The 19,564-nt window shown below is 47.2% G+C and carries 20 protein-coding genes; 5 read left to right on the forward strand and 15 right to left on the reverse strand.

Annotation, left to right across the window (positions count from 1 at the left end; genetic code table 11):
- Positions 1-168 precede the first annotated feature (168 nt).
- The 3 genes from H70357_RS21380 to H70357_RS21390 all read right to left on the reverse strand — a co-directional run bounded on the left by H70357_RS21380 (position 169) and on the right by H70357_RS21390 (position 5,795).
- A complete protein-coding gene (locus H70357_RS21380) occupies positions 169-1,044 on the reverse strand; it encodes an amidohydrolase family protein (RefSeq protein WP_038593859.1) in 876 nt (291 codons plus the stop codon).
- A complete protein-coding gene (locus H70357_RS21385; protein WP_038593862.1) occupies positions 1,031-4,201 on the reverse strand; it encodes a GNAT family N-acetyltransferase in 3,171 nt (1,056 codons plus the stop codon). The genes H70357_RS21380 and H70357_RS21385 overlap by 14 nt, the downstream gene beginning before the upstream one ends.
- Positions 4,202-4,490: 289 nt before the next feature.
- Positions 4,491-5,795, reverse strand: a complete 1,305-nt coding sequence (locus H70357_RS21390; protein WP_052092167.1) for an MFS transporter — start codon at positions 5,793-5,795, stop codon at positions 4,491-4,493.
- A 251-nt stretch (positions 5,796-6,046) separates the two neighbouring features.
- Between H70357_RS21390 and H70357_RS36720 the strand changes: the two genes are divergently transcribed.
- Positions 6,047-6,139 (forward strand): YjcZ family sporulation protein, encoded by a 93-nt coding sequence (locus tag H70357_RS36720; RefSeq protein WP_231578298.1) that lies wholly within the window; start codon positions 6,047-6,049, stop codon positions 6,137-6,139.
- Positions 6,140-6,193: 54 nt separating this feature from the next.
- On the opposite strand, the gene H70357_RS21395 is transcribed toward H70357_RS36720, so the two are convergent.
- Positions 6,194-6,514 (reverse strand): hypothetical protein, encoded by a 321-nt coding sequence (locus H70357_RS21395; protein ID WP_038593865.1) that lies wholly within the window; start codon positions 6,512-6,514, stop codon positions 6,194-6,196.
- 347 nt (positions 6,515-6,861) lie between these two features.
- Between H70357_RS21395 and H70357_RS34830 the strand changes: the two genes are divergently transcribed.
- The gene (locus H70357_RS34830) at positions 6,862-7,377 is read left to right on the forward strand and encodes a hypothetical protein (protein WP_231578299.1); all 516 of its coding nucleotides are present in this window, start codon (positions 6,862-6,864) and stop codon (positions 7,375-7,377) included.
- A gap of 149 nt (positions 7,378-7,526) precedes the next feature.
- Entirely contained in the window at positions 7,527-7,970 is a 444-nt protein-coding gene (locus H70357_RS21405) for an aminoacyl-tRNA deacylase (protein WP_038593867.1), read from the forward strand.
- A 34-nt stretch (positions 7,971-8,004) separates the two neighbouring features.
- Here H70357_RS21405 and H70357_RS21410 read toward each other — a convergent pair whose 3' ends face one another.
- The 8 genes from H70357_RS21410 to H70357_RS21445 all read right to left on the reverse strand — a co-directional run bounded on the left by H70357_RS21410 (position 8,005) and on the right by H70357_RS21445 (position 15,639).
- Positions 8,005-8,334, reverse strand: a complete 330-nt coding sequence (locus H70357_RS21410) for a hypothetical protein (RefSeq protein WP_156130918.1) — start codon at positions 8,332-8,334, stop codon at positions 8,005-8,007.
- A 123-nt stretch (positions 8,335-8,457) separates the two neighbouring features.
- Positions 8,458-9,018, reverse strand: coding sequence for a cysteine hydrolase family protein (locus H70357_RS21415; RefSeq protein ID WP_038593874.1), 561 nt, complete (start codon positions 9,016-9,018; stop codon positions 8,458-8,460).
- Between the two features lie 159 nt (positions 9,019-9,177).
- The gene (locus H70357_RS21420) at positions 9,178-10,650 is read right to left on the reverse strand and encodes a protein adenylyltransferase SelO (RefSeq protein WP_038593877.1); all 1,473 of its coding nucleotides are present in this window, start codon (positions 10,648-10,650) and stop codon (positions 9,178-9,180) included.
- A gap of 28 nt (positions 10,651-10,678) precedes the next feature.
- On the reverse strand, positions 10,679-11,602 hold the full coding sequence (locus H70357_RS21425) for an amidohydrolase family protein (protein ID WP_038593880.1): 924 nt from the start codon (positions 11,600-11,602) through the stop codon (positions 10,679-10,681).
- 65 nt (positions 11,603-11,667) lie between these two features.
- On the reverse strand, positions 11,668-12,816 hold the full coding sequence (locus H70357_RS21430) for an SGNH/GDSL hydrolase family protein (RefSeq protein ID WP_038593883.1): 1,149 nt from the start codon (positions 12,814-12,816) through the stop codon (positions 11,668-11,670).
- A gap of 51 nt (positions 12,817-12,867) precedes the next feature.
- Entirely contained in the window at positions 12,868-13,476 is a 609-nt protein-coding gene (locus tag H70357_RS21435; protein ID WP_038593886.1) for a CPBP family intramembrane glutamic endopeptidase, read from the reverse strand.
- A 111-nt stretch (positions 13,477-13,587) separates the two neighbouring features.
- Complete coding sequence (locus tag H70357_RS21440; RefSeq protein ID WP_038593889.1) at positions 13,588-14,913, reverse strand: ATP-binding protein; 1,326 nt, start codon at positions 14,911-14,913, stop codon at positions 13,588-13,590.
- Entirely contained in the window at positions 14,914-15,639 is a 726-nt protein-coding gene (locus H70357_RS21445; RefSeq protein ID WP_038593892.1) for a LytR/AlgR family response regulator transcription factor, read from the reverse strand.
- A gap of 196 nt (positions 15,640-15,835) precedes the next feature.
- On the opposite strand from H70357_RS21445, the gene H70357_RS21450 reads away from it, so the two are divergent.
- Positions 15,836-16,192, forward strand: coding sequence for a MarR family transcriptional regulator (locus H70357_RS21450; protein ID WP_081966217.1), 357 nt, complete (start codon positions 15,836-15,838; stop codon positions 16,190-16,192).
- A 19-nt stretch (positions 16,193-16,211) separates the two neighbouring features.
- Positions 16,212-16,661 carry a pyridoxamine 5'-phosphate oxidase family protein gene (locus H70357_RS21455; RefSeq protein ID WP_038593899.1) on the forward strand — a complete coding sequence of 150 codons (450 nt, stop codon included), beginning with the start codon at positions 16,212-16,214 and terminating at the stop codon, positions 16,659-16,661.
- A 78-nt stretch (positions 16,662-16,739) separates the two neighbouring features.
- Here H70357_RS21455 and H70357_RS21460 read toward each other — a convergent pair whose 3' ends face one another.
- From H70357_RS21460 to H70357_RS21470, 3 genes are all read right to left on the reverse strand, one after another.
- The gene (locus tag H70357_RS21460) at positions 16,740-17,552 is read right to left on the reverse strand and encodes an ABC transporter permease (protein ID WP_038593902.1); all 813 of its coding nucleotides are present in this window, start codon (positions 17,550-17,552) and stop codon (positions 16,740-16,742) included.
- Positions 17,536-18,573: an ATP-binding cassette domain-containing protein gene (locus H70357_RS21465; RefSeq protein ID WP_038593905.1), complete on the reverse strand. Its 1,038-nt coding sequence runs from the start codon at positions 18,571-18,573 to the stop codon at positions 17,536-17,538. The genes H70357_RS21460 and H70357_RS21465 overlap by 17 nt, the downstream gene beginning before the upstream one ends.
- A gap of 229 nt (positions 18,574-18,802) precedes the next feature.
- Positions 18,803-19,528, reverse strand: coding sequence for an AAA family ATPase (locus H70357_RS21470; protein WP_038593908.1), 726 nt, complete (start codon positions 19,526-19,528; stop codon positions 18,803-18,805).
- Positions 19,529-19,564 lie beyond the last annotated feature (36 nt).

Consider the following 19,564-nt stretch of genomic DNA (forward strand, 5'->3'; position numbering starts at 1 on the left):
TTCTTTATACTCGTCATATTATAAAGGCTAAAGCGCCACAACTCCATACGGTTTTAAAAAATCTTACATTTCCCTTAACCAAAAACAAGCCATCCCCTCACACGGTCTAAGGGGAAGGCTTGTTCAATTATGCTTCATTGCACTGTGGCTGGGCTGTCCCCGGAAGTATCAGAGCGCCGCAATCCGCTGCTGGATGCGCGGAAACAGCCCAAAGGCATTCTCGTAAAATACCTTCTCGTGATGCTGCTCAGGCACAAGCCGGCGGACGAATTCCGCATACAGGTCAATTGGGGCAAGCGGCCAATCGGTGCCGAACAACATTTTCTCGTAATGGTCGGAGTACACCAGTGCCCGGCGGAAATGGTCCATGAACAAGGGTTCGTTCATAAACCGTTCAAAATGGGGCCGGTCGCCGACGACAAGGCCGGACAAATCGGCATAGACGTTCGGATTCTTGGCCACCACTTCGGCAGCGTCCATCACCCAGGGATCGCCCAGATGGCAGATCATAAAGTTCACGCCCCGCTGCTGGTAGGCTAATTCATCCACGGTAAGAGGATGCGAATACTTAAGCAATCCATTCATCGAATACGTATCGCCGGTATGAATGACCACAGGCAAACCGTATTTGGCAGCCAGCTCATAGACGGGTGTATAGATTTTGTCATAGACGTAATGATGGTAGTACCCGGCGTAGAGCTTAATTCCCGCTACCTCGGGAGCTTGCAGCCGTGCTTCGATTCGGTCAAGCTCCTCTTGGACATGGCCCCCTGCAAGCATGTTCGGGTTGATGCCAACGCATTCCATTAAGAACGGCGGAACACTGGCTTCCAAATCAAGACCCATCGGATTGGGTGAAGTAGAGTCAGGAAAGGCACCCTTCGTCTGTTCCGTGACCCCCATACCAATACCGAGAACAACGTCGTTCTTGTCAAACTCCGCCTTGAGGCCAGCGGCTGTGTAATCGACCTTGGACAGATCCGCCGCTGTTTGATGAAAGCTGTCGATGTCAGACAGATGAATGTGTATATCAATGATCGGCATTTAAGCTCTCCTTTTCGTCAGTGGGACTGGCAAAGGCCAGCTTCAGGAGACCACGTACATCCTCTGGATTCAGAGGGATCTCCCCCATGATCAGGAAGATTGGCTGTGTCCAAGCGGTTTCTCCGTTCAGAAGTGGAAGATGATGACCCACATCATGAGCGAATACCTTATTGTTCACATACGCTGAAGCCCTCTGGTTGGGGTAATTATTCACAACATGCAGCATATCCTTACGTGAAGCCGCACCGACTCGCAAGATCCCCTTGGAATCCAGATGAGCTTCCACTTTCCCAAGAATGAATTTGCCTTCCCCGGGGAATTCCATCCATCCTTCGGAAAAAACAGGTGAAGGCTTGAAGTAACTATCCTCCGATAGCGAATACTGTGGCAGAACCATTCCACTTCCGTTGGTCACTGAATGGAGCATACAGAGCACCGGAACGCCGGGCAGCATAAGGTAATGCTGGTTGATTGTGATCCCCCGGTTTGCCTCCTGCTTTTCGATAGAAGTGGTTAACCGCAGGCCTTTCCAGACATTGCCGTGAACATCCTTCCGCTTCACCCATGCTGCGGTTCTCGTCTCCTGCTGCCGGCTGAATCCGCCCATTCCGGAAATTCCTACGCCGAGACCGCCGTACCAAGGATTCCACCAGGAACGCGGAACGGCTTCCGGGTAGGAGCTGTCCAGCCATTCTTCCCCTTGGTGCTTAAGGGAATACACCACGCTTCCGAACTGAGGGGCAGCCGCTATCGAGAGTACTCCATTACTCACCGTATAAACGGAACCCGCCGGACCTTCCTCGATCTCGCAAACAACAGTTGTTTCCGTCTGAGGGAACCAAAGACCCGACCGTTCCTGAATGCGATCCTCACCGCGATAGACGACCCGGACCTTCTGGCCGGAGTTGCTGTGTCCCGGTGATCCCATTTCCTCAGGAGAGAGCTCAAAGCCCGCAGAGCGTAAATCCTGCTCCCTTTGCAACTCGATACCAGCCGTTCTCCGCTCCGCTCCGCCATCGTTTTGCACATACAGATCGAGGCTTCCTGCAAGCGGGGTCATCTTTCGTTCGAGTAGTTCTGCCTGAAGCGCACCCCCCGCAAACGGATTTCCGCCGCCGAGTGTGAGTTCCAGATGATCGTCCAGCACCGGGATGACCGAATTCTTCTGCTTTCTGGCGAAGGCGCGGAATTCCGGCCACTTAGGAAAGGTGTTTAGTGCAAACACAGTTGCCTTTGTCCGCACGACCTCTCCAGCGGAAATCTGCCCAAGGTTATGCTCAAGCCCAAGCGTGTATTCCGGGCGAAGCAGCTTCAGAGAAGGGTCCCAGCAAATTCCGCAGGTGACGTTCTCTTCCTTGCAGAACATCCAGTTCTCCGTGACATGGTCGCTGTCCCAAAGACCCGGATCACCGGCGTACGCATCGCCCATGTCCACGTAATGTCCCTGATACGGCAGGATGAGCCGCTTGCCAAAAAAGCCGAAATTCGTCAGTACATACATATTCTCATCCAGTGCTTTGCTGCTGGTGTTGCAGATCTCATGATGAAACTCAGCGATTCCGTTTGCGGATAGCTTAGCCACTGTTGTTATCTCCATACCCGGGAATTCATCCGACGCGTAGAGCGCTTCGAGAACCTGGCTCTCCCCTTCCGGGTAGATCTTCACGCTGACGGCCTGCTTCTTAGAGAATTCTTCTGCGAACGGCTTGCCTAGCTTCGGAAAGGTCCACCAGAAGTTATGGCTGGAGCCGGGATATTCAATCCACATTCCATTGTCGGACTTGTTCATATGGAGCGAGAAGGCGCCGTTCACAGCGACCCACTGATCACCCTCCTGCCCGCCGAAGCGGCCCTGCGTTCCCTTCATTAGAACGGATAGTTTACTTGTGAAGGAGACCGCCTTTTGCCCAATTGGAACGGCCGTCACTTCAATATCTTGTGAGTAAAGCCCGTAGGACAACAGGGTGAAGGGTACCGGGATAGAGGCTTTGCTCTTAGCCGGAACCGTGAAGCGTACTGCACGTTCACCCCACTGCAGGAAATCCTCCTCCGGCAAGTCAAAAGCGAACTCCGCTTCCGAGGCGAAGTTATTCTCAACGTTCAGATACAGCTCAGCCGGACGGCCCGGATACAACTCCCGGGTTGGCAATACAATCTTCATCTTGACCGGAAATTTCGGAGCTACGCCAAGGCGGAACTCAGCCCGCTTGCCACCGATGATCCATTGGCTCGTCACAACCGGATGGGTCTTCTTGTCATTCTGCTCCTCCCGAACCGGATCAAGCTCGAAATCACCCTCTACAATGACCGTTTCTCCCGCAGCGAGCGTAAGTGTAGCGGAAAGATCAAACCGGATGTTCTTGTCGTTCTGGCCCTTGATCTCAATCGCCAGCTCGGAAGCAGAACGATTCTTGATCACATAACGAATCTTGTAAGCGGAGCCAAACACAAGATCATGATCGTCGATTTCAGTGGAGATTTCATAGTCAGGTGTATCAAGAGCGGTCAGCCCGCGACCGGACTTCTCGAATTCTGCCCGCAAGGAGAGTTCTCCCTTTTGCCAAGTGTAATCAAAGAAATCAAAACCACGCTCCCGCCGGCCATCCGGCTGAATGGGAAGTTCGCGGGTGCTGTCTGCGTACCAATCCAGCTCCTCGAAATAGGGAGCAAGCGCCTCCGTCTGCAGAACGGTTGGAATGAAGTTCATCAGATGGACGTAATCTTCATTCTTTTCCCAGAAGAATCCGCATTTCTTATACATCGGCACAGCCTTGGTGTTGCCTGCCCAGGTAAACAGATCGAGACGAGGCCACCCCGCTTCGACTGTCTTACGGACGGCGTTCAAAATCAGATTACGGCCTACCTTGTAACCGTGATAATCAGGTCGCACATTTAATAACGGTACGTACAAAGCCCCTTCATCTTGGCGGTAATGTGCAAAACTGCAGAATCCGACCACCTCTTTGCCATCGACAGCGAGAAACACATGAAGATTGGCCGAAACCTCCATCTCCCTGCGCACACTGTCTTCTGTTCTGTGGTTGGTACCGCCCCCCCAGCTTTCGTTGCTGCGGTTCCACATCTCTGCGACCGCCCCAGCGTAAGAAGGATCGTATTCAATAATGCGGATTTGTTCCGTAGGGATAATTGCTGTCATGAGCTCATCTCCTTATGTTTCAAATATGGATATGTAATCTTCTTTAGCAGGGCAATAATAGCCCTATAAGTTCTCATTATACTATTAATTGGAAGACCATTACGAGGGCTAAAACTCTTATACTTAAAGAATACATAGCACAGTCTGACCCTATTATAGGAAATAGCGGCAGCCATGGACGACGAAATTATGTCCGGACTGCCGCTGTTTTATTGGAGTATCGTTCTCTCTTAACCCATAACACTCAGCTTCTTGTTAGGTTGCTAGAGCAAGCGCGTTACCGCGCTGACTAGTTCAACCCGCTCGTCTTGCGGCCATGACGTCCGCCTGGCAAACCGGCATCCTGTCCCCTTCCCGGCTCCGGCACTAGCATGAGAATGACAATACCTGCGATGAACAGGACGACAAGGCTGAAGACCCCCATGTTCGTGTGGCCGGTGAGCTGCGCGGTGACTCCGATTAGAAGAGGCCCCAGAATCGATGCGAACTTGTCGAAAATATTATAAAACCCGAAAAACCGGTTAGCGTTCTCCTTCGGCACCATCCGTGCGAAGTAAGCCCGGCTCAACGCCTGAATGCCGCCTTGCGAGGTGGCGACCAGCATCGCAAGCACCCAGAAGTCGAACACCGACTTCATGAAATACGCGTAGATACATACGATGATGTAGACGCAGATACCGACATATAGCATGGTTTTGCCCGAGAACCGATCCGCCAGACGCCCGTACAACATCGCAAATGGAGCAGCGACGACTTGCGTGACGAACAATATAATAAGCAAATCAGTCGATTTGATGCCCAGATCAGTTCCATAAGCGGTAGACATCGTAATGATCGTCCCGACGCCGTCGATATAGAAAAAATAAGCGAGCAAAAAAAGGAAAATCGCACGATGCTGCTTGATTTGCTTTAAGGTCTCGTAGAGACGCTTGAAGCTGTTCGCGATAATTCGCGGCTCGCGGTTCAAGTAATGCTTCTGGTGTACATTGCGGAGCATGGGTAAGGTGAAGATGCCCCACCAGAGGGCCGTAATGAAGAAAGCGATCTGGCTCGACGCCGTGACGGAGATCGGCAGAATTTCTTGCTCAGCAAGAAGAATGATCGCGATGCTGATGATAAAAGGAATCGTGCTGCCTATATACCCGATCGCAAATCCGCGGGCAGATACCTTATTCATCCGTTCGTTGTCGGTTACGTCTACTAGGAACGCGTCGTAGAACACATTGGAGCCCGCCGACCCGACCGCGATGAACATATAGCAGATGAGCAGCAGCTCCCAGCTATCGTTCGGAATAAACGTGAGCAGCGCGGTAGCGACTATGCCGAGCAAGCTGAAGCAGGCGAAAAACGTTTTTTTGAACCCTTGGTAATCAGCAATTGTGCCCAAGATCGGGCCTAGCAGGGCAAGGATAAACGTCGAAACTGCAACAGCATATCCCAGGTAGGCCGTAGAATCCCCGGCACTAATGCCAGCATCCTGAGCTGCTGCTTTGTAGAAGAGCGGAAAGACTGCCGTCGAAATGATGATAGAGTAGGCAGAATGACCCCAGTCGTACCACATCCAGCTTTTTTCTTCCTTCGAATATGTACTCATAAACTGAGCCTCCTGAATGAACCGAATGCTTTTATGTGTAGGGAATTTTGGACTAGGTGAAATGACTCATAAAGGAAGTATAAGGCTTGAAATCGCAAAAATAACACGATATTTGTAAAAATTGATGGATATAGAATTTATAAAGAGCGATGAAGATGATCAAGAAAAAAAACAATTTAGGCATTAGTCGTTACAGAGATAGGGACAGATACATAGTATGGGGTATAAGTTAAAGCAAAGGAGGAACAACAATGAGTGGTTGTGCAGGATTTGGAGGGTATACTTCTACTACTGTCATCTTGGTGCTTTACATTCTGTTGGTAATTGTTCTGAGAACGTTCTAAAATGATATTAAAAAAACAAGAGCCTACGCTATGGAGGCTCTTTTCCCATTTATGTTATGTGTACAATAAAGTAATGACAAGCAGCTCGTACAGGACAAGAGTTAGAATCATCTCATCACTACTGTAAGAAGGACCTCCGAAAAAAGCACGCTGCCCTCCTTGCTTTGGAACTGCGAAATACAGTAAGCCTCTGTCACAATGCACAATTCTCCCGACGTAAACTTGACCGTCCAGGGTTTCAATTCTGACAATTTGATTACCATGTTGTTTGCATATATGCTGTAGGTGACTTCTAATGTTTTTTAAGTTTTGAACAGATTGGCTGTCTGCTTGATACAAAACTTTTTGCTGATATCCTGCAGTTTGGAAACTCATGGTTAACACTCCCTTCTAATAAACTAATACATCATATGCCTAGTGCAATTACGTGGTTCGTTGCTTTAGAAAAAAGTTCTATGAACCTCCCCTCTTCCTTTTATTTGAAATGAACCCGTTTTATTTGGTATAACATAAGCAAACTGGTAAGGAGGTGAGCTCATATGAACCATAAACTGCTTAAAGCACTGAATAAGCTGTACAAATATCCTAATTACGATTACGACAGAGAGAGGGAAGTAAGCGTCTACCTGGTGGATACCCTGTCATCCCGATCGTGAACTGCTGGAACAGCATCATTGGCAGGCTAATGATATCGGGCACATCACACATGATTCTGTGATTCTGTGTGCGGGTTCAGCCACAACGATGAAGGCTGGACAAACGCATCCTATATTAGATATGCCATTCACTTAGGGAATGTATATGGAAATAGTCCAATCGGCGCCTATGTGGACATAACCGAGTTTGCGCAAATCATAAAGAATGAGCCTATAATCCCGAGTAGTGAGGATATTGCCGTTTTTAATCGGCTGCTCCGCAGTCTCGCTGAGGCGCCGGAAGATGAGACTCCAGGTAAATATGAGAAACGCCTAACCTCCATGAAGCTGGTTAAAGGAACGGCAGGTGTGCGCCGGGGTATCCTGCAATCACTGGCAACGGTCGGCATCCTGCCCAATCAGGTGTTGGAGCTTCAAGCTGATCGTTGGAGCAATAGGGAAGACATTGTAAACGGAGAACTGCAGTTGAACAATACAAGAGGCCGGTCCGACATGGAAATGCCGTGGGCGGGATGGTACGGAGACCTTGGGGTGGATTGGGACAAGGCGCAGCAGTTATTTGGCGAATGGATACAGCCCTAATATTAAAGCGGAGCTGCACAAGAAAGTCGGCAAGAAACTACGAGCAAGAACAATGGTGTTAGATGCATGTAAAAAAGCGAATTTCACGACTGTCCAACTTTTGAAAACTTCATAGCCGTTTCGATTATTGGAAGGGAGTACACCTATTTATGGATAATCTAAAAGCGATTTTGCAAGAAAAAGGGGTTCAATATGAGATTATTCATCATGAAAAACAGATTCGTACAGCCCAGGAAGGCGCAGATTATTTTGGAATTGAAATAGGTCAAACAGCACCCACTTTGGTTCTCAAGTCAGAAAAAGGATATTTTGCAATGATTGTTTCTGGAAATCGTGGGCGTGTAAATTTAGAAGAAGTGTCAGACATTTTAGAATGCAACCAATTGAAAATGGCAACCCCAAAAGAAGTCCAGCAAATAACTGGATACACTGTTGGTAGTGTCTCCTTAGTGCTTTCTTTGCCTTGTATCGTAGATAGAGGGCTTTTTTATTATCCATTTGTTTACGGAGGTACGGGAGAACCAGCATCGACATTGAAGATTGCCCCAAATGATTTAGAAAAACTAAATCAAGTTGTCGCTTTTTGGGATTGATTAAAAGAAAATCATCTTACGCCAACTTGATACTCTAATTATCTAATAAAACAACAATAATTACGAAAAGAGCCAAAAAGAAACATACTGTACCCGATAGATCATCGTTGGCTTCACTATAAATATTAATGCTATTTTCAGCATCATCATGGGCAGTAAGATTATATGAGTCATCAATCCAATCGCCATTGCTGCGCGCCAGCAAATCGCCTAATTCTTCATCTTTAGGCTCAGCAGTTATTTCCTCTTCCACCTTCTTGGGTGGATTGTTCTCAGCAGCGCTACCTCTATTGTCATTTAATTTTGATGTGCTGCAAGCAATCAGGGATGTTAGCAGTAGTGAAACCAAAACAACCATAAACATACGTGATAGAAATTTCAAAAATAGCCTAAGTTTGTTTTATTTTCCACAGTCTAGTTTCTAGTACCCTCTTCCCCACTAGTGAAAAGTCAGCAAAAAGCGGCACATTTAAGTGCCGCCTGCGAATTATGATCTATAAGAGTCATGTGTGGGACGAAACAAATCTTCCTCGGAATCTCTGACCATAGAAAAGTGTTCCACATTGTAGTGCCCATGTAACGTTTTATTGTGATGCCTGATGATCTGTTCTGCACTTAAAACATCAGTGTCCGTTGTAGAATGTCCATCCCCAACCAAGGTGACATCCATATTACTGACCGTAGCAGTCCGGACTGCAGTATCGATGCAGTGCTGAGTTTTACACCCCATAATGACCACATGCCCAATCTGCTGATCTTTCAGGTATTGAAGAAGTCCTGTCCCGTGAAAAGAATTGGTTGCCAGCTTATCAAAGACTTTGGCATCCGCAGACTTATTGATTTCATGGTGCACTTGAAAACCTGCACCTTTTCCCTCCGCTACATCGAGGTCCCTTACAAACACAACTTCGACACCTGCTTCTTGGGCTCGTTCAATCACTTTATTAATATTCCGGATAAGCTGTTCTTTGTTAAATACCGCACTTTCCTGCTCATTTCCATCGATTAACTCTTGCTGCGCATCAATAATTAATAATACCTGATTCAAATTGATTTTCCCCTTTCAGATGGCGGGGAACGTTAACGGACATGATTAGTTAGACGTTATCCCCATATTGTTTTTTTCGCTGGCATTGTTTTTCATAATATCTACCTCCCGAGAAAAATAGTGTATCCACTTTAGGGTGAACCTTTAAGACTTTATTAGTCAGGTACCGCAGAAAGTCCGGTAGGGTCTGGTGGATTCCTCTGGCAGTGAATTGTAGTCATCCTGATCTGAAGAGTAGGCGTATGGGTTCGCAAGCACACCAAGAAGCCGCTCCAGCACACTGAAGTCCTCTTTTCTCACTGCTGCTTCGAGCGCTTCTTCTACCCGGTGGTTGCGTGGAATTACCGCTGGATTGCTGGCGCGCATTACCTGCTGCGAAGCGTCTTGCGATTCCTGCTGCCTGCCCAGTCTCGCCTGCCAAAGTTCATACCACCCCGTAAATTCAGATGTTCCATGCAAAACCGTTTCTTCCGGCTTATTTAAAGTTAAGGCACGGAAAGTATGGGTATAGTCGGCACGATACTGTTGCATCATTTCCAGCAAGCCTTCGATAAGGGATTCATCCTGCGGTTCTTCGTTAAAGATTCCAAGCTTCGCCCTCATTCCTGCGAGCCATTGGCTGAGGAAGATCTCTTGAAAATCTGCAATCGCATCCTCGGCAAGGCTGATCGCCTCGCCCTTGTCTTCATGCAGCAACGGCAGCAGCGTTTCCGCAAATCTTGCGAGATTCCACGCAGCAATCCCCGGCTGATTTCCATAGGCATACCGGCCTTGAAGATCTATCGAGCTGAATACTGTCGCAGGATTATAGACATCCATGAAGGCACAAGGACCGTAGTCAATGGTTTCTCCACTTAGCGCCATGTTGTCGGTATTCATCACTCCATGAATAAACCCGACCAGCTGCCACTTAGCAATCAGCTCGGCCTGACGTTTGATCACTTCCCGAAGCAGCACAAGATAACGGTTCGGATCAGAATCAGAGTCAGCTCCCGGATAATGTCTTTGCAGCGTGTAATCTGCCAGAGCCTGAAGATCCTTGTCAGTGCCCCATGCGGAGACATATTGAAAAGTACCGACACGCAGATGACTGGCAGCTACACGAGTCAATATAGCACCCGGCTGCTCGGTCTCGCGGAATATGGACTCCCCTGTAGTGACAACCGCCAAGCTGCGGGTGGTAGGAATACCAAGCGCATGCATGGCTTCACTGATAATATATTCGCGTAGCATTGGCCCGAGCGCTGCCCGTCCATCGCCTCCGCGGGAGTATGGCGTTCTACCTGCACCCTTAAGCTGAATATCAAATCTCTCGCCTTCTGGCGTAATCTGTTCACCAAGAAGCACAGCCCTGCCATCACCTAACCTGTTAAAGTGTCCGAATTGATGCCCTGCATAAGCTTGGGCAAGTGAATCAGCACCTTCAGGAATTTCGTTGCCTGCAAACACTGCAGCACCATCATCGCTACGCAGTGCCGGACCCTTCAACCCAAGAGATGCTGCCAAGGTTTCATTGAAAATCACCAGCTTCGGCAGTCTTACGGAATCCGGTTTGAGCCTTGTATACAGCGATTCGGGAAGAGAAACATAACTGTTGTCGAAATTCCATCCTGCATCTATTTTCTCAGTCATAATATCTCCTTTATCCGAAATTTATTCTTCACAAAGCATTTTCTCTGATTTCATTTAGTTCAGCTGTATTAAAAACACCTGCATGATACAGGTTGAAAAATTCCTCCGAAACACTTTGATCAAAAATAATCATGTCATCCGTATTTACGGTGACTCTAATCCCATTATCATATAATTTTCTAATAGGATGCACGTTATAACCTGCTGCCCTGCAAAGTACAACATTACTTGTCGGACATATATTAAGCTGAATTTTATGATCACATAACCAATTCATAATGCTTTGCGAGCTGGCAGCAGCTATGCCGTGCTGAACTTGATCGAGTTCAAGTTCTTCTACAGCCTCTTTGACTAATTCAGCTGATCCAAATTCGCCTACATGCGCTTTTAGCAGCAATCCTTTTTCTTTCGCTTTTCTGTATACTTTTTTGAAGGAAGGAACAGCAAATTCATCGCCAAACATATCCAACGATTGGAAATAATTCTGAGCGAAATATTGATCTAACTTTTCATTTATCTCATCAATAGGAGTATAGGATAAGAATGCAATTTCCGGTACAAAAGTAACATCTGGAGCAACGCTTTGATGAATCCTTTTTAATGCTTTAACCAAATCCTCAATGGATTGATCATAAAAAGCCTCTTCTCCTATTGAAACGCTCATATGAAGCAGCTGTACACCATCCAACTTTGCCTGCATAAATGCGGCTTCGAGACGTTTTTCATACCCTAATCTTCCCTGAAATAATGGTTTTATGTATTGCGCATTCCATTGATTCATTTCATCCAGATCTTTAAACTTCGGACAATCAGGTATTTTCACTCCGGCCCATTCTTCGATATACTTCTTATTACCGCCTCTTGGAAGATGGTTGTGCAAATCCCCTTTTGGTATTTTTCTCATCTCAGCCAAATCATTACTTTCCAACGCTTTACAAAATCTTTCCTTCATCCTGCACCTCCTGAATACCGCTCCTCCAGTTCCAAAATCCCCCTCCATTGCTCCTTTTCCTTATCTCAAGTATTTAAGTTCAATTTATATGTCGCTAAAATTCCTTGGATGTAACCGGTCAGCTCTTGTGCCGCTTGCTTATGGGCCAAAACCCCGGGATGGCTTCTTGCACCTATAGTTTCATTCGTCATATTCGGAAGTTGAAATACAGAAACCTTCTTGTCGCCTGTTCTCTTGGCATAACGGTCTACACCACGATGAATCGCCGGCATCATCGGGATGCCCAGCATTCCATAGGCCCAGATGATGTGCGCAGTTTTATTATTAGTTCTGAGCTTCAGAAGAAACTTCTCAACAGCCAACTCGAATGCCGCCAAATCCGCTTCATTATAAGTCCCGTCCTCATTTAGCCGTTGATTATGAATCTTCCCGCTATCTTCATCGTGCCATCCCGGAGAATGAAAAGCACCGTCATCATTGGTTCCGAGATTAACCACCACCACATCCGGCTGCCAAGAATCAAAATCATTTGCTGCAAAAGCTCCTAACGCTGCATTTTTCGCACCGGCAAGCAGCCCGCATACCTGCTCGTAGGTTTCAGGAAGATTGGCATGCGGATTATTATCCCAGCTAGTAAGCACTCCCCACCCGCTTTGCGAAATAACCCGATATTCTGCGTTAAAAGCGTCAGCCGTCATTGCCGTATAATTATGTATTGCGCTGAACCACATCGGAATCCAGTCTTCTTCACTTTTGCCTCCGACGACGCCTTCCCCGGAAGTAATGCTGTCGCCAATAAACTCAAATTTATAGGGCCTAGCTTCAACAGGCACAAATTCCCCATCCGTCTTCACGGCGTGGATTTGCATGTAGCAGCCCGGATCTCCGCTCATAGCCTGCACATCTTTTACAACCCGGACATTCTTCGCAGCATTCTCATTCATCCCTCTGAACACACAGACCCAGTACCTTCCGGCGGTTAACATTTGTCTGCTTACAGGTACAGAGTTGATGAGTATACTAATCCAAGGCTCGTACTGGTCATATCCGGACTCCACTTCAATCCAGAGCTCCGAAGCCTTTACGTTGAATTCAACCGCACTTCCTGTCCAGAACAAGGTTACCGGATCCAGGCAGCCTGTTGTTCTGCCATGAACCTTCAAATGTTCGATCCCGGAGCATGGATATGTCTGCAATGCTTCATTTTTGTGCATCAAATTCCCTCCAATTTACGGTTTTAACCCACAGGAGATCTGTAAACTTCTCTACATCCATTGATACATCATAACAATAGAGGAGATCAGGTTAGTCAGCCCATGCAGGACCCAACCTGGTATAATCGAGCCGGCAGATAACTTCTCGTCCAACAGTCCGATGCTCCAGCCCACAAAGCCTGCAAGAATCATTACAACTACAGAATGAAAAAATCCGGCACTACTGTATAACATAACAGCATGTACGGCGCCAAACAATAGAGCCTGGGCACTGTTCCCAATTGCAAATCCGAACTTCGAGCTTAGCCGTTTGCCAATGAATCCGCGGAACAGAATCTCTTCGGACAAACTCGTCTGCATCCATGAATAGATCAACGCCGGAATCAGCCCCTTAAGACCTGTACCGTAAAACTGCGAGCTGGCCAAAGTATCCTTATCCAGCATATAGATTGTAGTAAGCATTCCCAAGCTGGTGAATATAGTCGCTGTAAGGATGAAGCATAGGATGAACTGCCTTCTGGAAACCACTTGAGGTTTCTTCCAGCCAATCCACTTTACAAACGAAGATGTCTTTCTGCTTGTAAAGAACCAGTATACATAGGGAATAGAGGTGAACAAGATAAGCTGAAGGACTGCACTGATGAGCAATGACAATGTCAACGGAATAACCTCCTTTTAATAAAGAACAGCCTCACTTTATCATGGACTGCTTCTCTGAAACGGGAGGAGACCGTAACTTGCCCGGTTGATGGAGTAATTGGCATCTGATAGCTACCCGGGCACTGGCAATACCGCCAGCATCATGAACTGCTGATCCTCATATCTGAAACTGACACTTCCTTGAAGCTGCTGAACGGCATACTCAATACTTTCGATTCCGAACCCTTTGCTGCCTAAGTTCCGCTTGCTGGATAAAAAGGAGCCATGTCCGTCCTCCGTAAGCAGAGATGCGGGATTCTTCAGGGAAATCACCAATAATCCGTCACTATAAATCACTTCCAGTTCAATTGAATACGGCCCTGGCTGGGGTAATCTCTGAACTCCTTCAATCGCATTGTCGAGGGCATTGCCAAGGATTATCGCAATATTCACCTCTTTGCCTGCAAGCGACAAGTCCTGAGGAATGCGAAAATGAGATTGCATTGCAACCTTATTCAGTTCGGCTATAGCGAACTTCTCGTTATAGATCGCATCAATAGCTATGTTTCCAGAAGAGATAAATTTTTCTCCCGGCCTATGCTTCAAAGCAACCTCCGCAACATAAGCGCTGGCTTCTTGTACAGCTCCTGCTTCCAGCAGAGAATGAATGAGGAGCAGAACATGATTCAGATCATGGCGCAATCGCTTTGCTTCTTGATTCTCTTTCAGCTTACCTGTGTATTCCGTCACTTGCTGCTCCAGCACATGATTATGGAATTCTACCTGCATCCGTCTCATTAACTTATGGTACATAAACATTACAGCAATGTTAATGACAAGAATACCTAACAGAATGATCACAAATTCAAGCGGGATATTGGAAGGCTTGAACCCATTCCCTCTTATATTGACAATAATAATGAGCAAAGAGCCGGCCGAAACCAGATCCAGCACAGCCCAATCCTGATTCGACAGTAACGTTGTGTTGTCAACTTGGAATAGCCGCAACAATAGCAGGCATAACATGATGCTTAGCAAAATAACAACGATGAAACTGAAAGACAGCCATAGGAAATTGGCGTTATCCACTCTCTCGGGATCGAGCGGGATATGCTGAACCCCGTACCACACCAGCATTTCAATAACAACTGTAAATACCGTATAGAAACTGCTGAAGAACAGCTTTTGCAGTACACTGCCGCGAAAATAAACGGTCGTAATCAGACTATACACTAGGAGGTGAAGGACAACCGAAACAACCGGCGGCAAGCTGGCTGCGGTAAGTGATTTAACCATATAAACGAGAATAAGGCAGCCTACGAATGACTTCTTGCTCCTGTTCAGGATTAGAAATTTCTTTAGAAAAATATAGAATGCAAACCCCTGCGGAGCATAAATAAGGATGAGCATAAACACACCGAGCAAAAAGTAAGGACTATTCTCCTGAATGAAAGACATCTATCTAAGAAGCCTCTTTTCTATAAAGGCATGGTACGACCGTAAAGAATCAGAGCTTCTACTGCGGCTGACAGGAAGTTCCACTCCGTTCTTCAATTGAATAAGCTCTTTACTTAAAGACCGGACATAGAACCAATTTACAAGGTATCCCGTATGTACGCGACAAAAATCATGCGGCCAGAGCCGTCCCTCCAACTCCCCCAATTTGCCGTAATATGAATAAGTAGCGTTTTCAGTACACAGGACCAATTTTTTTCCCCGTTCTACCGTGATATACATAATGTCATCTACTTTTAAATTATAGTCCATATGATGAATTGAGAATGACAGCACATTGCTTCTTTGCATGCATTGCTGGACAGCCTTGACTGTCGCGGCCTGCAGTTCATGTTCATCAATGGGTTTCAGCAAATAACGGAACGGATGAACCTCAAAGCTTCTTCTCATATAGCTGGTGTGGCTGGTGACATAGATGATTAACACCCCGGCATCTTCTAGCCGGATCTTCTCTGCGACTTCTATGCCGTTATACCCGGGCATCTCCATATCCAGATAAACAATATCGTAAGCAGTAGAGCTCATGGCCGTAAGCAAGGATTCACCTGACTCAAAAATCTCAATGGTGCCAGTTATCCCCTGCAGGTTCATCAGCAGCTTCATTAGCAATTCTTCCAATCTTGAGGCCTCTGTCCTCTGATCGTCACAAATAGCAATGTGAAGATTCATAATATGTATCCCTCCAAGTGAACGTATTCTATCATATTATCAAATGGAAAAATATGAAGATCAAGTGTGATAAAAAGCGCAGATAACATTCCTATATAGGAATATCCTGTATAGGAGGAAGGTGGTCCACACGAAAACATCAGGTGGTTTCTTGATCTCTCAGATCAAACAGCTCCAAGGCAGAGTTTTTGAAAAAATGTTAAAAGAAAGCGGTGTGGACGCGTTTAACGGTGCACAAGGAAGGATTTTGTATGTGCTGTGGGAACACGAGAGGCTTACGATTTCCGAGATTGGCCAGCTTACCTCGCTTGCAAATACTTCTTTGACCAGCATGCTTGACAGAATGGAAGAAGGGGGGCTTATTGTTCGAATTCCAGACAACCATAACCGCAGGCAAACTTTCATAACGATTACTGAACAGGCCAAAGCATACCGTGAGGCTTACGATCTCGTATCTGAACAAATGAATACTTTGTTCTATCAGGGATTCACAGAATCGGAGGTTACTGCATTCGAGAAAATGCTGAGCAGAATTGTTGATAATTTGAAATGATGAATTGGAGGAACCCGAAATGGAGCAGCAAACCAAAGAAGCTATCATCAAATTAATTGAAAATAGCCGTGATGCCATTGCATGTTCAATTGACAGTGACGGATTTCCAAATGCCAAAAATATGTTCAAGATCAAACATGAAGGCCTAAAGACCTTCTGGTTCTCGACAAACACGTCTGCAATCCGCACCAGCCAATGGATGCACAACTCCAAATCTTGCATTTATTTTCTCGACGCCGAGGACTTTCACGGATTGATGCTTACAGGGCATATGAAGGTATTCCTTGATGATGAAACGAAGCAGAACTTCTGGAAAGAAGGCGACGAACAATATTATCCGCTTGGGCCAACCGATCCGGATTATTGCATGCTGTGTTTTACGGCAGAGAAAGGGAACTATTATCATGGGCTGCAGAAGCATTTGTTCAGCGTAGAGGAATTGCAGGATTATAATCGTCATGCCTTATAAGGCGTGCCCGGTACGAAAATTACGAAACCATTCCGTATCGGGCAACTCATGCCTAATTATTAGATCTCTTTTTAACGGTTACGTACGACGCATATATGCACGCACGGTGATGGGAGCGAAGATCGCTACGATTACAGCCGCTCCGACGAGGGAGAAGACAAGATCTGTGCCCATTGTCCCCGAGTTGACCAGCTCCCGGACGGCTGTTACCAGATGAGAAATCGGGTTAATATTCACGAACCACTGGAGCCAGTCCGGCATGGTATTGACCGGCACAAAAGCATTGGAAAGAAAGGTGAGCGGGAACAGCACAATCATGGATATCCCCTGCACACTGGAAGCCGTGCGTGCTATTACGCCGAAGAAGGCGAAAATCCAGCTGATCGCCCAGGAACATCCGATCACGAGGAGCGCAGCGATTGCTACATGCCCGATCCCGCCTTCGGGACGAAAGCCCAGAAGATATCCCATGACAAAAGTAAGTACAGTCGCTATGGTGTACCGGACGGTGTCGGCAAGCAATGCTCCTGCGAGCGGGGCAATCCGCGAGATCGGCAGTGACTTGAACCGGTCAAACACTCCCTTTTCCATATCCTCCCTGAGCTGAACGCCTGTAACTATGGAAGTCGTAATAACGGTCTGTACGAGAATACCGGGGATGATGACCGGCAAATAATTATGCACATCTCCAGAGATCGCACCGCCAAAGATATAAGTGAACATCAGCGTGAAAATGATAGGCTGAAACGTGACATCAAACAACTGCTCGGGTGTACGCTTGATTTTCAGCAACCCCCGATAGGCCATTGTTAGTGAATTGCGCACCGATTGGCTAAAGCTCGAATGATTTTTCAGCTTTCGTTCGGCACCCGGTTTAATGATTGTACTCATACTGTTGTTCCTCCACTTTGTTCGATTTGCCGGACGCCTGAACCGCGTCCTCCTGTACACCATGGCCCGTGAGCGTCAGAAATACCTCATCCAGCGTTGGTTTCTGCACACTTAATTCGGCTAGCGGGATACCTGCTTCGCGCAGCGCGATCAACAGATCGGTAACCCGGTCGGCGTTGCCCATAGGTGCAGTGATTTTCGCGACTTCCGCCGAAAGACTGGACGGTACCTGAAGCACCTGTTGCACAAGCCGGCGGGCATTCGTGAGATCTTGCGGATTCTGAACCTTTAAATGCAGCGACGAGCTTCCGACAGAGGATTTCAGTTCATCTACGGTACCCTCGGCAACCACACGGCCATGATCGATAACCGCAATCCGGTCGGCCAGTTGATCAGCCTCTTCAAGGTATTGCGTGGTTAGCAATACGGTTGAACCCGACTTCACCAGCCGCCGGATCGTATCCCACATTTGGTTGCGCGTACGCGGGTCCAAACCGGTCGTGGGTTCATCCAGGAAAATGAGCGGTGGCTGCGCAATCAGACTTGCGGCCAAATCCAGCCTCCGGCGCATACCGCCGGAGAAATTTTTGAGCGGACGTTTCGCCGCTTCGGTGAGTCCGAATTCCTCCAGCAACTCTGCTGCCTTATGACGTGCCTCGGCACGTCCCAGTCCGAGCAAGCGGGAGAATATAACCAAATTCTCTGTCGCACTGAGCGACTCATCGACTGAAGCGTACTGGCCGGTCACCCCGATCAGCTGACGCACAATCTGCGGTTCCTTTACCACATCATGTCCGAAGATCCGCGCCGAACCTGCATCCGGTCTTAGTAAGGTCGCCAGCATTCGGATGGCTGTGGTCTTCCCCGCTCCATTCGGACCCAGCACACCGTAGATCGAACCGGTCCCCACTTTCAGATCCACACCGTCTACCGCCCGGTTGTCTCCAAAGACTTTGACAAGTCCCTGCGCTTCAATGGCCCAATCGCCGTGGTGTGGTGCTGTTTTCGTTAATTGATTCATTTGCAATTCCTCCTAAACAACTGAATATATAAGGATGGTAAGCCCCTTATTTAAACTGAATATAAACCTGCTATGTATTTCCTCGGTGCTGCTTTATTATAATCCCGCACCTGCTAGGATCTTAACGGTCTGTGAGATGATTTAAATCTCGGCCTCGGGATGGATAAACCAAAAAAGCCGATCCTCTCGGAGCGGCCCATAATCACTTTTTTTCAAGGAAGTTTCAATCCTAGTCATTTTCATCCGAATCGCTGAACAGCTCACGCAGAACACTCTTTCTATTTTCGAGAAACCGTCTTGTGATCATGTAATGCATCGTCTCTTCATAACGAATTTCCCCAACCGGATCTTCATCGAAATTCAGAATCTGGGCATCCGGATAACCGAGAAGAATCGGCGAATGTGTAGCTATGATGAACTGGGCTTCATGTTCCAGATCCTTAATAATACGGAGTAAGGCCAATTGCCGTGCTGGCGAAAGAGCCGCCTCCGGTTCGTCGAGTAAATAGATCGCCTTTTTGCCGAAACGATGATTAAAGAGTGCCAGAAACGCCTCACCATGGGATTGCTCGTGCAACGAACGCCCACCATAATACTGCAAGCTCTGAGGCATAGTATCCAGATGAGAGGCAAAGTGATAAAAGGTCTCTGCCCTGAGAAAAAAGCCGTTCGTAACTTTGGGCAGCCATGATAAGCGAATATGATCTCCCAGAGCAGAGTGGGAAGCATCCACCTCGTAGAGGTTGTTCTTGCTGCCTCCTGCTGTATTAAACCCGCATTGATAGGCCATGGCCTCCAGAAGGGTTGATTTGCCCGAACCGTTCTCTCCCACAAAGAAGGAAACGTTTGTTTTGAATTCAAGAGAGCTCAGGTTCTTTAAAGCTGTAATGGAAAACGGATAACGGCTATGGTCCATTTCATGTTTCCTCAGAATTTCAAGACTGCGCAAGAACAAGGTACCCTCTCCCCACCATTTTTATAGAATTGTTCC

Origin of the sequence: Paenibacillus sp. FSL H7-0357, assembly GCF_000758525.1 — a bacterium.
In the GTDB taxonomy this organism is placed as follows: domain Bacteria; phylum Bacillota; class Bacilli; order Paenibacillales; family Paenibacillaceae; genus Paenibacillus_AQ.